General features: G+C 71.2%; 16 protein-coding genes. 9 read left to right on the forward strand and 7 right to left on the reverse strand.

The genetic code is table 11. From position 1 onward, the window contains the following. The first annotated feature begins 67 nt into the window (after positions 1-67). Positions 68-934: an AraC family transcriptional regulator gene (locus ACFSL4_RS16745; RefSeq protein ID WP_381083267.1), complete on the forward strand. Its 867-nt coding sequence runs from the start codon at positions 68-70 to the stop codon at positions 932-934. A gap of 106 nt (positions 935-1040) precedes the next feature. Here the strand turns inward: ACFSL4_RS16745 and ACFSL4_RS16750 are convergent, their stop codons facing one another. Next, positions 1041-2468, reverse strand: a complete 1428-nt coding sequence (locus tag ACFSL4_RS16750) for a hypothetical protein (RefSeq protein WP_381083269.1) — start codon at positions 2466-2468, stop codon at positions 1041-1043. A 300-nt stretch (positions 2469-2768) separates the two neighbouring features. Here ACFSL4_RS16750 and ACFSL4_RS16755 point away from each other — a divergent pair, with 300 nt between their 5' ends. Further along, on the forward strand, positions 2769-4595 hold the full coding sequence (locus ACFSL4_RS16755; protein ID WP_381083423.1) for an endonuclease/exonuclease/phosphatase family protein: 1827 nt from the start codon (positions 2769-2771) through the stop codon (positions 4593-4595). An 81-nt stretch (positions 4596-4676) separates the two neighbouring features. On the opposite strand, the gene ACFSL4_RS16760 is transcribed toward ACFSL4_RS16755, so the two are convergent. Further along, positions 4677-5411: an SRPBCC family protein gene (locus tag ACFSL4_RS16760; RefSeq protein WP_381083271.1), complete on the reverse strand. Its 735-nt coding sequence runs from the start codon at positions 5409-5411 to the stop codon at positions 4677-4679. A 16-nt stretch (positions 5412-5427) separates the two neighbouring features. Continuing rightward, the gene (locus tag ACFSL4_RS16765; protein WP_381083273.1) at positions 5428-6081 is read right to left on the reverse strand and encodes an ArsR/SmtB family transcription factor; all 654 of its coding nucleotides are present in this window, start codon (positions 6079-6081) and stop codon (positions 5428-5430) included. A gap of 142 nt (positions 6082-6223) precedes the next feature. Between ACFSL4_RS16765 and dapA the strand changes: the two genes are divergently transcribed. The 6 genes from dapA (at position 6224) to ACFSL4_RS16795 (ending at position 10314) form a co-directional block, all read left to right on the forward strand. Then, a complete protein-coding gene (gene dapA, locus ACFSL4_RS16770; RefSeq protein WP_381083275.1) occupies positions 6224-7129 on the forward strand; it encodes a 4-hydroxy-tetrahydrodipicolinate synthase in 906 nt (301 codons plus the stop codon). 84 nt (positions 7130-7213) lie between these two features. After that, positions 7214-7855, forward strand: coding sequence for an HAD family hydrolase (locus tag ACFSL4_RS16775; RefSeq protein WP_381083277.1), 642 nt, complete (start codon positions 7214-7216; stop codon positions 7853-7855). Between the two features lie 110 nt (positions 7856-7965). Further along, a complete protein-coding gene (locus ACFSL4_RS16780) occupies positions 7966-9153 on the forward strand; it encodes a helix-turn-helix domain-containing protein (RefSeq protein ID WP_381083279.1) in 1188 nt (395 codons plus the stop codon). A gap of 377 nt (positions 9154-9530) precedes the next feature. Further along, on the forward strand, positions 9531-9731 hold the full coding sequence (locus ACFSL4_RS16785) for a hypothetical protein (protein ID WP_381083281.1): 201 nt from the start codon (positions 9531-9533) through the stop codon (positions 9729-9731). Then, on the forward strand, positions 9728-10105 hold the full coding sequence (locus ACFSL4_RS16790) for a DUF6415 family natural product biosynthesis protein (protein WP_381083283.1): 378 nt from the start codon (positions 9728-9730) through the stop codon (positions 10103-10105). The genes ACFSL4_RS16785 and ACFSL4_RS16790 overlap by 4 nt, the downstream gene beginning before the upstream one ends. Next, entirely contained in the window at positions 10102-10314 is a 213-nt protein-coding gene (locus ACFSL4_RS16795) for a hypothetical protein (RefSeq protein WP_381083285.1), read from the forward strand. Before ACFSL4_RS16790 ends, ACFSL4_RS16795 begins: the two co-directional genes overlap by 4 nt. A gap of 571 nt (positions 10315-10885) precedes the next feature. On the opposite strand, the gene ACFSL4_RS16800 is transcribed toward ACFSL4_RS16795, so the two are convergent. From ACFSL4_RS16800 to ACFSL4_RS16815, 4 genes are all read right to left on the reverse strand, one after another. Further along, the gene (locus ACFSL4_RS16800) at positions 10886-11239 is read right to left on the reverse strand and encodes a zinc ribbon domain-containing protein YjdM (protein WP_381083287.1); all 354 of its coding nucleotides are present in this window, start codon (positions 11237-11239) and stop codon (positions 10886-10888) included. Positions 11240-11336: 97 nt separating this feature from the next. After that, a complete protein-coding gene (dapD, locus tag ACFSL4_RS16805; protein WP_381083289.1) occupies positions 11337-12326 on the reverse strand; it encodes a 2,3,4,5-tetrahydropyridine-2,6-dicarboxylate N-succinyltransferase in 990 nt (329 codons plus the stop codon). Between the two features lie 386 nt (positions 12327-12712). Continuing rightward, complete coding sequence (locus tag ACFSL4_RS16810; RefSeq protein ID WP_381083291.1) at positions 12713-13252, reverse strand: TetR/AcrR family transcriptional regulator; 540 nt, start codon at positions 13250-13252, stop codon at positions 12713-12715. After that, positions 13252-13572 carry a DMT family transporter gene (locus tag ACFSL4_RS16815; protein WP_381083293.1) on the reverse strand — a complete coding sequence of 107 codons (321 nt, stop codon included), beginning with the start codon at positions 13570-13572 and terminating at the stop codon, positions 13252-13254. Before ACFSL4_RS16815 ends, ACFSL4_RS16810 begins: the two co-directional genes overlap by 1 nt. A gap of 36 nt (positions 13573-13608) precedes the next feature. Here ACFSL4_RS16815 and ACFSL4_RS16820 point away from each other — a divergent pair, with 36 nt between their 5' ends. Next, on the forward strand, positions 13609-13887 hold the full coding sequence (locus ACFSL4_RS16820) for an AbfB domain-containing protein (RefSeq protein WP_381083295.1): 279 nt from the start codon (positions 13609-13611) through the stop codon (positions 13885-13887). Positions 13888-13890: the final 3 nt, after the last annotated feature.

Raw genomic sequence — 13890 nt, forward strand, 5'->3', positions numbered from 1 at the left:
CACAGGAAGTCGGGTCCGGCGGGTGGGATCTTCCTACGGTGGGTGGTCGAAAGGGAAGGAGACCGGGGTGCTGGAGCGGCTGAACCAGGCCATGGAGCACATCGAGTCGTACCTCGACCGGCCGATCGACGTGACCGATCTCGCGCGCATCGCGATGACATCGGAGTACCACTTCCGCAGGCTGTTCTCCGCCCTGGCGGGCATCCCGCTGTCGGAGTACGTCCGGCGCAGGCGGCTGACGGTGGCGGGCGCCGAGGTGCTGGCCGGTGAGCGGACCCTGCTGGACATCGCGACGCGCTACGGCTACGGGTCGGGGGAGGCGTTCGCCCGTGCGTTCCGCGCCGTGCACGGTGTGGGCCCGGGGGAGGCACGGCGGACCGGTGCGGCTCTGCAGTCCCAGCCGCGGATGTCCTTCCGGCTCATCGTGGAAGGGAGCAGCAGCATGCGCTACAGGATCGCGGACAAAGGGGAGTTCCGCGTGGTCGGGAGGAAGGCCCGCGTCCCACTCCTCCATGAGGGCGTCAACCCGGCCATCGCCGAGTTCGTCCGGGGCATCGACGCGGAGACGCTGCGGTGTATCGCGGCGTTGTCCGACCAGGAGCCGGAGGGGATCGTCGCGGTGAGCGACGGGCTCGACCCGAGCCGGGCGGAGGGGACCGAACTCGACTACTACCACGGTGCGGTGACGCGCGCCGAGGCGCCCGAAGGCATGGATGTCCTTCCGGTTCCGGCGGGGACGTGGGCCGTCTTCGAGAACTCCGGCCCGTTCCCCCAGTCGCTCCAGCATCTGTGGCGGGACGTGTTCACGCAGTGGTTCCCGTCGAATCCGTACCGGACCGTGCCGGGGCCCGAGATCCTGCGGGTACGCCTGTCAGGGGACGGGGCCCGGGCGGACGCCGAGCTGTGGATTCCCGTGGAGCGGTCCGTCTCCTGAGGGGACGGCGCCGTCCGGTGGCACGGATCCGGGTCCGGGTCCGGGCCACCGGACGGCGCGGCGCGGCGCGGGCCGCGGCGTACCGGTCCGCGTCACCGGCCGCACCTCAACCACCTTGCTGGGAACGGGCCTTGAACGCCGCCTTCCGTGCTTCCTTGGCGACCTTCTTGTCCGGGTGCAGGCGCCCCATCGCCTCCAGGACCTCCGGGGTGGCGGGGTGATCCACCCGCCACGCCGTGGTGAAGAAACCGCGGTGCTGCGCCGCGAGGCCCTCCACCAGCGCCTGCAGTTCCACCGAGTTGCCCTCGGCGGCCAGTTGCGCGGCCACCGTGTCGATGGTCAGCCAGAAGACCATCGACTCGGGCGGCGCGGGCACCTGGGCCGCACCGCGCTCGGTGAGCCAGACCCGTGCCAGGCCCCCCAGTTCCGCGTCGTCCAGGACCTCGCGCAGGGCCGGCTCCGCGTCCGCTCCCACCAGGGAGAGCGCCTGCTGGCAGCGCAGCCGGCGCAGCGGCGCCCCGGCGTCCGAGCCGCGTGCCGCCGCGAGCAACTCACGTGCCGCCGCGAGCGGTTCGCGGCGCGCCAGCCACTGCTCCGTCTCGGCCTGCGCCGCAGCGGGCGGAAAGGCGGACGTACCGTCGAGCAGCACGTCGGCGCCCTTGTCCGCCAGTTCGCCCACCGCGGGCGCGGTCATCCCGGCCTCCAGCAGCCGGGTCCGCATCCCGAACAGCCCGAGCGGGGTCAGCCGCACCATCCCGTACCGGGTGACGTCCGTCTCGTCGACGGGTGCCGCGGGTTCCTCACCGTCATCGGTCAACAGCGCCTCGTCGACGGGCTGGAAGTCGACGAGCCCGATCGGTTCGAGAACCCGGAACTGGTCGTCGAGCCGCATCATCGCGTCCGACACCTGTTCCAGGACCTCGTTCGTCGGCTCGCCCATGTCGTCGGGCACGATGACCGACGCGGCGAGGGCGGGCAGCGGCACCGGGCTGTCGCCGGGACCCTGCTCGCCGACCGTCAGCACATAGAGGTTTCCGAGGACCCCGTCGAGGAAGTCCGCCTCCGCGTCGGGGTCCCAGTCGAGGGAGGAGAAGTCGATCTCGCCGCCCCCGTCCATGGCGTCGACGAGGTCGCCGAGGTCGGGCACGCTCGCGTCGGCCAGCGTGGTCTCCAGCGCGTCGAGCCATACGCGGAGCACGTCGTGCGGGCTTCCGGAGGTGAGCAGGGCGAGGTCGGCGCCCGCGGTGACCGTCCCCTCCTCCTCGTCGGCGATCTCCACCAGGCCGGTGTCGACGGCGACCCGCCATGCCTCGCTCGCGAGGGCGGCGGCGTCCTCGCCGGCCAGCCCGAGGACCTCGGCCGCGGCGGGCAGTTGCTCCTCGACCAGTTCGCCCGCGGTGCCGACCCGTGTGTCCGGGCCGGCCCAGCGGGCCAGCCGGGCGGCGCGGGAGAGCAGGGGCGTGGCGAGCGCGTCCCGCGCGAGCTCCGCTTCTGAGCGCAGCCGGACCGGCGGCAAGGGGGAGCTGTCTGACATCGGCAGGGTCTCCTTGAGACGTATGTAGTGACCGAGGGGCGCCCCGAAACACACGGCTCAGCCTAGACGGATTTCCACCCATGCCGCCCGGTTCATCTCCCCTTCGGCCGCTGTACATGGCTGAAACCTTGACAACTGCCCTGACCAGGCAGGAGATTGACGCGCGTAGAAGTCGGCGGACAGTTGTTCACCGACGCCTCCGCCTTCTACGCGCGTCGCCACTGCCCCACCGGTCACGGCTGCGCAGTTCCACGCTCCACCCTCGTCCCGGCGCCCACGCATGTCCCCGGAGGGATCCCGTTGCCGAGAAAGTCCACTGCGCGCCTCGCCGCGCTCACCGTCGCCGCCGTCTGCTCGACCGTGTCCGGCGTGGTCCTCACCACCCCGGCACACGCGGACTCCGTGCGCATCCATGACATCCAGGGCACCACGCGCCTGTCGCCGCTCGCGGGCCAGAAGGTCACGGACGTGGCCGGAATCGTGACGGGCGTACGGGCCTACGGCTCATCCAAGGGGTTCTGGATCCAGGACCCGACCCCGGACGACGACCCCGCGACCAGTGAGGGAATCTTCGTCTTCACAGGTTCCGCCCCGAAGACCGCCGTCGGCGACTCGGTCACGGTGACGGGCACCGTCTCGGAGTACGTCCCCGGCGGCACCTCGTCCGGCAATCAGTCGGTCACGGAGATCACCAGGCCGACGGTGACGGTGCTCTCCGGCGGCAACCCGGTCCCGGCGCCCGTCGTCATCGACGCGCAGACCGTGCCGGCCGAGTACGCCCCGGCGGGCGACACGGCGGCGAACGGCTCGATCAACGGTCTCACCCTGGAGCCGGCGACGTACGCCCTGGACTACTACGAGTCCCTGGAGGGCATGAACGTCCAGGTCGCCGATGCCCGCGTGGTCACCGCCAGCAACCGGTACAGCGAGCTGTGGGTCACGGTGAAGCCGCACGAGCACGCCAACCGCCGTGGCGGCACGGTCTACGGCTCCTACCGCTCCCAGAACACCGGCCGGCTGCAGATCCAGTCGCTGGGCCCGGCCGCGGACTTCCCGACGGCGGACGTCGGCGACACGCTCACCGGCACGACCACCGGCCCGCTGGACTACAACCAGTACGGCGGCTACACCCTCGACGCCACGGAGATCGGCGCCCTGAAGAGCGGCGGCCTGCAGCGGGAGACCACTCGCAAGCAGGGTCGCGGGGAGCTGGCCGTGGCGACGTACAACGTAGAGAACCTGGACCCGTCCGACTCCACCTTCGAGGCCCACGCCTCCGCGATCGTGAACAACCTGCAGTCGCCGGACATCGTGTCCCTGGAGGAGATCCAGGACAACAACGGGGCGACGGACGACGGCACGGTCGACGCCTCCCAGACGGTGGACAAGCTCATCGACGCCATCGTCGCGGCGGGCGGCCCGCACTACGACTGGCGCTCCATCGACCCGGTCAACGACCAGGACGGCGGCCAGCCGGGCGGCAACATCCGCCAGGTCTTCCTGTTCAACCCGCAGCGGGTCTCCTTCACCGACCGCCCGGGCGGCGACTCGACGACCGCCGTGGGTGTCACCGAGGTACACGGCAAGGCGCGGCTGACGGTGTCCCCCGGCCGCATCGACCCGGCCGGCGAGGCCTGGAAGGACAGCCGCAAGCCGCTCGTCGGAGAGTTCGTCTTCCGCGGCCGGACGGTCTTCGTGATCGCCAACCACTTCGCCTCGAAGGGCGGCGACCAGGCGCTGCACGCCCAGTACCAGCCGCCGACGCGCGGCTCGGAGACCCAGCGCCACCTCCAGGCGGCCGAGGTGCACGCCTTCGTCGAGGACATCCTGGACACGCAGAAGAACGCCGACGTCATCGCGCTCGGCGACATCAACGACTTCGAGTTCTCCGACACCGCGAAGATCCTCGAGGGCGACGGCGAGCTGTGGTCGGCGATCAAGTCGCTGCGCAAGAGCGAGCGGTACACGTACGACTACCAGGGCAACAGCCAGGTCCTGGACCAGATCCTGGTCAGCCCCTCGATCCGCCGCGGCTGCGACGTCGACTACGACAGCGTGCACATCAACTCGGAGTTCCACGACCAGATCAGCGACCACGACCCGCAGGTGCTGCGGTTCCGGCCGTAGCCCCCACGCGGCCGCCGGCCCCGTGCCGACGAGCCCGGCCCCGTCGTCCGGGGGCCGGGCTCGTCCCATGGGTACGCCGGGTCAGGAGAAGACCTCGTCCAGCCAGCCCTGCCAGGCGGCCTCGTCCGCCTTCGCGTCGGCGCCGGGCGCGAAGTCGTGGACGCTGATGCCGACCGGGGCGCCCCAGTGGTTGCGCCCGAAGAAGCGGATGAGGGCGTCGTCGGTGCGCAGTCCTGCGAAGTACGGGTTGCGGTAGTCGAGCACGGCGTCGAAGAGGCGGCCCTGCGGACCCCGCACCTCCACGGCGGAGCCCGCGACGGCGTCCTCCTCGATCCCGAGCGCCCGCACCACCGCGTCGAGGGCGTCGGCCGCCGTGGACGCCTCGGGGCCGTTCAGGGTCGCGAAGGCGACCGGCCGGGGCGCGAAGTGCGTGAGGTACTCGCGCAGGGTGTGCAGGTAGAAGTCGGTGTGCTTGCTCGCACCGTCGTACTGGTTGTCCCAGTCGTCGACGAAGATCCCGCTGTGCACGTACCGCACCCAGGCGCGTCGGCCGCCCTGGCGCGGTTCGATGGTGTGATCGAGCTGGTTGAGGCTCTGCCCGTGGATGCCTTCGACGCTCTCGACGCGGTTGGTGTACCGGTGCGGCGGGTCCCACGCCGTGACGGTGGATCCGAAGGGCCCCTTGCCGCCCTCGCGCGGCTCGGGGGCGTCCATCGGCCACAGCCAGCCGCCGGTGCCGCTGGTGACGGCCTCCCAGACCTGTTCCGGAGTGGCGTCGGCCTCGAACTCGCGGACGATCTCGAATTCCTTGGACATGATGGGCTCCTGCGCGTCAAGTGGGGGTGTCGGTCGGTGGGTTCGGCTCGGCGGCCGGCGACAGCGCGTCCTCGGGTCCGGCAGCCGACGGCTTGAGAGTGGGGTGGACGGCCACGACGATCCGGTGGTCGCGGCCACCCTCGGTTTCCGGAGCGTCGTACTTGCGTATCAGGGCACTGAGGCCCGCCGTGAGCTCCTGGACGAACGCGGCCCGGTCGGCCGCGGAGGCGAAGCGCACCTCGCCGTCGAGCGCGAATGTCGCGAGCCGCCTGCGGGCCTTCGCCGCGCCGGTGACGAGCGAGCCGACCTCCCGCACCAGCCGGGCGCCCAGGGCGAGCAGCCAGCGCGCGGAGAGCTGGTCGCGGAAGCGGTCCGGGTCGGGCTGCACGGAGGCGAGCGCGAGCGGGCTGATCACGTACGAGGCGGCGGTGGCCCGCATCAGGCGCTCGGTGACGTTGCCCTTGCGGCGCTCGCCGGCCAGCTCGACCAGGCCGTGCCGCTCCAGGGCCTTGAGGTGGTAGTTCACCTTCTGCCGGGGCTGCCCGACGCGTCCGGCCAGCATGGCGGCCGACGCGGGCCCGGCCGCCAGCTCGGCGAGCAGCCGGGCCCGTACGGGGTCGAGTGAGACGGCTGCGGCCTCGGGGTCCTCGATCACGGTCACGTCCAACATGACTCCACCCTCCCACCGAAAACTTTTTCTGTCCAGGACAGTTAAGCTTTCGGTGGGGGCGCGCCACGTCACAGCATCCCTAATGGATATCGTGAAGAAGAATTAAGTGGAGCTACACAATGAGGCGCCGGAGACTACCGCCATGACGACAACGACCCCCGCCTCCCCTCCCTTCGGCCGCGCCCTGTGCGCGATGATCACGCCCTTCACCGACGACGGAGCACTGGACCTCGACGGCGCGCAGCGGCTCGCCGACCTGCTGGTGGCCGAGGGCTGCGACGGCCTGGTGCTCTCCGGCACCACCGGTGAATCGCCCACCACGACGGACGCCGAGAAGGAGGCACTGGTGCGGGCGGTACGCGAGGCGGTCGGCGGACGGGCGTCGATCGTGGCGGGTGTCGGCACACCGGACACCCGGCACACCGTGGAGTTGGCGCTCGCGGCCGAGAAGGCGGGCGCGGACGGTCTGCTGGTGGTCACGCCGTACTACAGCCGGCCCCCGCAGGACGCCGTCGAGGCCCACTTCCGCGCGGTCGCCGACGCCTCCGGGCTGCCGCTCGTGCTGTACGACATCCCCGGCCGCACCGGCACCCGCATCGAGCCCGCGACGATGATCCGGCTCGCGGAGCACCCGCGGATCGTGGCGGTCAAGGACTGCGCGTACGACCTGCTCGGCACCCAGAAGGTGCTGGCGCGCACGGAGTTGGCGTACTACGCGGGTTGCGACGAGGAGGTGCTCGCCCTGTACGCGGTCGGCGGCGCCGGTTGCGTCAGCACGGTCGCCAACGTGGCGCCACGCCGGTTCCGGGCGATCCTCGACGCGTTCGACGCGGGCAGGACGGCCGAGGCCGCCCGTCTTCAGCAACGGGCCCTGCCGCTCATCGAGTCGATGACGGCGTCCGGCCTGCCGGGCACGGTGACCGCGAAGGGCCTGCTCGGCAGGCTCGGCCTGCCGTCCGGCCCGGTCCGCCCGCCGCTGCGGCCCGCGGACGCCAAGACGGTCGACGAACTGCTCTCGGTGTACGAGGACCTGACCGGGCGGCGGTGATCACGGGCCGGTGAACTGCGCGCCACGCCGGAAGAACTGGAGAAGGGCCGTTGGGCTCTCGCGCGGACACCGTAGGCTCCCAGAGTGATTGAGACCGTCGTGCTGGACGTCGGCGAGACCATTACCCGGGACGATCGCTACTGGGCGGCCTGGGCTGATTGGCTTGGCGTCCCTCGCCACACCCTCTCTGCCCTCGTGGGAGCTGTCGTCGCCCAAGGCCGTGACAACGCGGACGCCGTGCGCCTCGCTCGACCCGGCATCGATATCGCCGCCGAGTATCACGCCCGCGAAGCCGCCGGCCTCGGCGAGCGGATCGAGGAGAGCGACCTGTATGACGACGTACGTCCGGCGCTCTCGGCACTGCGAAGAGCCGGCATGCGCGTCATCGTCGCAGGCAACCAGACATCCCGCGCGGGCGAGCTGCTTCGAGACCTGGGCCTCCCGGCGGACCTGGTCGTGACCTCCGAAGACTGGGGGGTGGCGAAGCCCCAGCCGGAGTTCTTCCGCCGTGTGCTGGAAGTGTCCCAGGCAGCTCCGGACGAGACCCTGTACGTCGGTGACCACCCGGCGAACGACGTCTTCCCGGCGAAAACAGCCGGACTGCGCGTGGCACACATCCGCCGCGGACCGTGGGGACACCTGTGGGCGGACGACCCGGAGGTGGCGGCGGCAGTGGACTGGCGGATCGACAGCCTCACCCAGCTCACCGAGATTGTCGGAGCCTGAGCTGGACATGGAACGGCCCCACCAGCCGGACATAGTGGGGTCGTTCAGCTACACACGCAGCGTGTCGAAGCGGGTACGTTTCGAAGTGGACGCACGGAACTGGAGCCACTATGCCCGCACGCACCAAGGACGGAGTAGGCAGCCGAATCGCCTACTACCGCAGTGCCGTTCGCCCGAAGATGACGCAGCAGCAGCTCGCCGAGGCGGCCTGCGTCGCGCTCGGCACCATCCGCAAGATCGAGCGCGGCGAGCGTGGCGTCGGCGATTCCACCCTCGAAGCCATCGCGGATGCCCTCGGCGTCGACCCCATCCGACTCCGAACGGACCGCGGCCCGGCCCATACCCGCGTCCACGACGCGTTGCCGGCACTTTCCGCCGCGATCGCCGCCTACGACATCCCCGACGACAACCCGATCCGCCCCCTCCACGAACTCCGGGCGACCATTGCCGAGGCCGCTCGATGGCGACTGGCCGCCCAGTACACGCTCATCGTGCGCAACCTGCCCGACCTACTGGCCGAACTCGCCCGCGCCTACCACCAAGCTTCCACCGGAAGACGAGGCGAACTGGCCGGACTCCTGGTCAAGGCATACCGCGCGGCTGATGCCGTGGCCTACAAGTTCGGCGCCCACGACCTGTCCGCCCGCCTGATCGAACTCATGCGCTGGGCCGTCCCAGAGACCGGTGATCCGCTCCTGACCGCATCCGTCGCCTACGTACGAACCGAGACGTTCTTCGCCGCACGCGCCCACGCTCCCGGTCTACGCGCCCTGGAACAGGCCCTGGACGCCTCACCCGCCCCTGACACGGCCCCGCAGATCGCGGCGCGAGGCGCACTTCACATGCGAGCCGCAGTTATCGCCGGCCGGGCACGCGATGCTGTGGCCGCCACCGCCCACCTGAACGAGGCACGCGCACTCGCCGACCAGGTAGCTGAGAACGTGTACTGCGGCACAGCGTTCGGGCCCGACACCGTGCGCATCCACGAGGTGTCCGTGGCTGTCAGCCTCGGTGACGAGCACGTCGGCAGAGTCATCGGCCTCGCCCGCGACTGGAGACCGCCCAAGGGCTTGCCTGCCGAACGCCGCAGCGGCTTCTACATCGAACTGGCCCGTGCGCAAATGTGGTTCGGGCTCGCGGACGACGCCTTCGAGTCGCTGAAAGCCGCCCGCCGGATCGCTCCCCAGCACACCCGCGAACACCCATGGGTCCGTGAGGACGCCGCCACGCTGCGGCGGCTGAAACGCGCCGACGCGGAGAGCCTCACCAACTTCGCCGAGTGGTGCGCCGCCACCTGAGCGAATCGCCTCAACTACCCCTCGCCGGGGTACTTGTGGCCTTCCTTCGCCCCCACCATCTGTCGCACGCGCAGGAACCAGCAGATGGGAATGGGGATGGCCGACGCACTTCCGTTCGCGCCCGCGATGATCGACGAGCTTGCGAGCATCGTCCGGCCGCGTGGTGAAGCCTGCATCGACTGCGGGGCCGTCAACAAGATCCTACGCACGGCAGGACACGCCGTGGACCGTGGCAGCACTCGCATGTGGCAGATCGCCACGTGTGGATGCCGTAGCACGACGGCCACCGCGTGAACGCCATCGGGAGAGCCCGACGGACCCCGGCGACCGCGCGACCGGCGCTGGGGTCATGGCCAACGCTTCGAGGGAACGTCGACATGACGAACACTACGACCCCGGCACGCCCGAGGGTCAAGATGAGCATCCGCGTGTACCGAGTGGACCGCCACGGCTCGGTCACGCAGGACCGCGGCACCGTGATGAGCCTTCCGCACGGGTACGAGCCCGCGCTGGAGCCGCTCAGTACCGATCCGGAACGCTGCCGCTGCCCCATCCACCGGGCAGGAGGTGACCGGTGACGGGGACCGCGAAGACCGAGAGCGGCACCAGGGTGCCGGACATCGCGGCGATGCGCGAGACCGCGAACCGACTGCTCGACCCGGACGCCACCCCCGAGGCGCTGCCGCCGGCCGCCGACGAACTGGAGAGGCTGACCGGCCTGCTGCGTGAGCATCTGGGGCTGCTCATGCCCCAGATCGAGCAACTCACCGAGCGGCTCCCGAAGGACAGCATCCCCAGGTACTGCGCACTCGCCTGCACGGGGGAGGCCCGCCGGAAGCTCGCCGCCGCGCCGAGCCCGGCACCGGGCGGGGCCGTCGCCCACGCGCGTCGTCTGGCCCGCTCGCTGACCGCCCTCGTGGACCACTACGAAACGCTGGCCGGTCCCCGATGACCGCCGCGTCGCATGTGTGCCGCGCCTGCGACGAGCCGATCAGCAACCCGGACGACGCGGTGTGCCTGGGGCGTGAGATGGGCAACAGCGGGCCCGGCTGGGACGTCTGGGCCCACCGCGAGCACGCCGACCGCGTCGGCCCGGACCCGGACGCGGTGCGGATCCTCGCCCGCGTCCTGCTCGCGCGAGCCCCTCGGCAGGACCGCTGATCCCTGCCGCCCCGCCCCGGGCGACAGGGGGCCAAGGACAGCCGCCCGGGGCATCGCCACAACCACCGCCCCTTGTGTCACCAGACTCCGAAGCCCGACGAGACGGACCCCCGACCAGGCCGCACCTCACGCCGCCGGGCCGTCCGAGCCCGTCGGCCGCGCCGTCGCGTAGTCGGCGTCCGCTCAAACGCTGCCGAGCGGCAGTGAACCGGCCCCGTCCGTCCGCTTCCCCCGTGGCGGATGGGCGGGGCCTTCAGTCCCCGAGCCGGAACGCCGTCACGCCGAGCACGTCGCGGCATTTGGTGGGTCTGTGCCAGCTCCGGGCACTGCTGCCAGGCACGCGTAGGCCGCGCGTGGCCCGAATCCGCCAATCCCGAGGCGACTGCCGGGCTCGACTTCGACCTGGTCGTCCTCGTCGACCCGGAGGAGTTCGGGGAGGGCGTCGAAGGAGCGGTCGAGCGCTATGTCGCGATGACCCGAGCAACCGGGCAGCTCATCATCCTCACGGCCTCCTGAGGCCGGCTCCCCTTCCGGCCATGCCTTCCGGTCAGGCTTCCGTTCAGGCTTCCGTTCAGGCCTTCCTGACCACGCCGGACCTGAGCTGCATGGCGCCGACCCCATCCATCCTGCAGTCGATGTCATGGCCGTCCACGCCGCTGACGAGACGGATGTTGCGCACCTTGGTGCCGGCCTTGATCCCGGTGGGGCTGCCCTTGACCTTGAGGCTCTTGATCGCCGTGACCGTGTCGCCGTCGGCGAGCACATTGCCCACCGCGTCCTTGACGACCCCGCTCTCGGCCGCGCTCTCGGTGGCCGGGGGCGCGGGGGCCCACTCATGCGCGCACTCCGGGCAGACCAGGAGGGGACTCATCTCGTAGGTGTACTCGCTGGAGCACTCGGGGCAGGGGGGCAGTATTTCGGTCACCTGGCGAGTTCAGCCGAGGTCCCCGAACGACCGGAGCGCCCTCCCACCGTCCTCGGACCGTGGAGGGGCGCTCGCCGCGGCGCGCGGGGCCGCCGGGTCAGTTGTGGCTGTGCAGGACCTCGTTCAGACCGCCCCAGACCGCGTTGTTCGGGCGGGCCTCGACCGCGCCCGTGACCGAGTTGCGGCGGAACAGGATGTGGGAGACGCCGGAGAGCTCGCGGGCCTTGACGATCTGGCCGTCGGGCAGGGTGACCCGGGTGCCGGCGGTGACGTACAGGCCGGCCTCGACGACGCACTCGTCGCCGAGGGCGATGCCGACGCCCGCCTCCGCGCCGATGAGGCAGCGCTCGCCGATGGAGATGATCACGCTGCCGCCGCCGGAGAGCGTGCCCATGGTGGAGGCTCCGCCGCCGATGTCCGAGCCGTCACCGACCACGACGCCCGCGGAGATGCGGCCCTCGACCATGGAAGTGCCGAGCGTGCCGGCGTTGAAGTTCACGAAGCCCTCGTGCATGACCGTGGTGCCCTCGGCGAGGTGCGCCCCGAGCCGCACCCGGTCCGCGTCGGCGATGCGAACGCCCTTCGGCGCGACGTAGTCCGTCATGCGCGGGAACTTGTCGACCGAGGTCACCTGCAGGTGCAGACCCTCGGCGCGGGCGTTCAGCCGCACCGTCTCGATGTCGTCGACGGCGACCGGGCCCAGCGAGGTCCAGGCCACGTTGGCCAGGAAGCCGAACATACCGTCCAGGTTCTGGCCGTGCGGCTTGACCAGGCGGTGCGAGAGCAGGTGGAGGCGCAGGTAGACGTCGTGCGCGTCGATCGGCTTGTCGTCGAGCGAGGCGATGACCGTGCGGACCGCGACCACCTCGACACCTCGCCGGGCGTCCGGGCCGATCGCCTTCGCCGCGCCCTCGCCGAGCAGTTCCACGGCCCGCTCGGCGGACAGCCGCTCGGTGCCGGACGGTCCGGGCCCGGCGGCCAGTCCGGGCGTGGGGAACCAGGTGTCGAGGACGGTGCCGTCGGCGGCGATCGTGGCAAGGCCGGCGGCCACCGCACCGGTGGTACGAGGAGCAGTCGTGTCGGTCATGGGGGAAACCTAACGTGGCCGGGGGCACTCCGGCGAACCCGTACCCGGACGTCTCACGTACCGGGCCACGGCACCCGGCGCCCGCAGCCAGGGCAGGGGCGGCCGGTTCCGGGCCACGGGCCACAGTCCGGACCCGGCCCGGCCCTGAACCAGAGACCGGAGGCCGAAGGCGCGCCACCCATCGCCCACAGGCACTGCCCGCCGCCCGCAGACACACCACCCGTCGCCCACAGGCACTGCCCGCCGCCGCAGACGCAGTGCCCGTCGCCCACAGGCGCTGCCCGTTGCCCGTTGCCCGTCACCCGCAGACACCGCCCCGCCGCCCGCAGACACACCACCCATCGCCCACAGGCGTTCTGACCACGTCCGGAGGTGCGCCGGTCGCGTCACCCGCCCATCACCCGCGTGAACATCTCCCGTGCGTACTCCTCGTCGTACCGCGCGCCCGTGAGCAGCACCTGCAGGCAGATCCCGTCCGTCAGGGCGAGCAGGGCACGCGCGGTGGCCGGGTCGATGCGCCGGGCCAGGCGGGTCGCGGTCTCCTCGATCCACTCCGCGGCGACGGGGCGCAGGGCCGGCCGGCGCAGGGCCGCAAGGTAGAGCTCGTACTCGAGCTCGACGCCGGCGCGGTCGCGGTCCAGCCACTCCCCCAGGGCCCGGGCCAGCTCCGCGGCGAGGTCGCCCTCCGTGTCCCGCGGCACACCGCTCGCGGCCAGTACCTTGGCGAAGCCCTCGTTCACCTGGCGCAGCGCCGCGACCATCAGCTCGTCGAGAGTGGCGAAGTGGTACGTGGTGGAGCCGAGCGGCACATCGGCCTCGGCGGCGACGGAGCGGTGGCTGAGCCCCGCGATGCCCTTCGTCCCCACGACCCGGATCGCCGCGTCGATGATCCGCTGCCGCCGCGCGGGGTCGTGGCGCCGACGCATCAGTGCACGCCTCCGAGGTTCAGGACCACCACCCCGCCGATGATCAGCCCTATCCCGGCGATCTTCGCGAAGCCCAGTTGCTCGCCGAAGAGCACCAGGCCGATCGCGGCGACGGTCGCGGTGCCGACGCCGGACCAGATCGCGTAGGCCGTGCCGATCGACAGGGTCTTCAGGGCCTGCGCGAGCAGCACGAAGGAGATGACGTAGCCAAGGACGGTCACCAGCGAGGGCCAGAGCCTGCTGAAGCCGTCGCTGTACTTCATGGCGGACGTCGCGACGACTTCGGAGGCGATGGCTCCGGTGAGGAAGGCGTAGTCCATGTGTACGAGTGTACGCATCGATGTGTACGACCGTACATGAGTGGGTCCGCTGGCCATCGGGCCGCGCAGGGAAACCGCTCTCCGAAACGGGTTCTGGAAGCCCGTCATGTCCACTACTGTTTCACCGGCCGCGCACCCGGCGGCCATCGCCGCCGCGCCACGCGTCCGTGGCCTGCTGCTCCTGCTCTGGAGTCGGTCAACTACCCGGGCCGCTTCCTGCGCCACCAGAACTTCCAGCTGCGTCTGGACCCGTACCAGCAGACCTCCCCCTACCGCGCGGACTCGGCGTTCCGGCTGGTAAACGGACTGGCCTGAGCA

The organism is Streptomyces caeni, assembly GCF_042678285.1.
GTDB lineage: Bacteria > Actinomycetota > Actinomycetes > Streptomycetales > Streptomycetaceae > Streptomyces > Streptomyces caeni.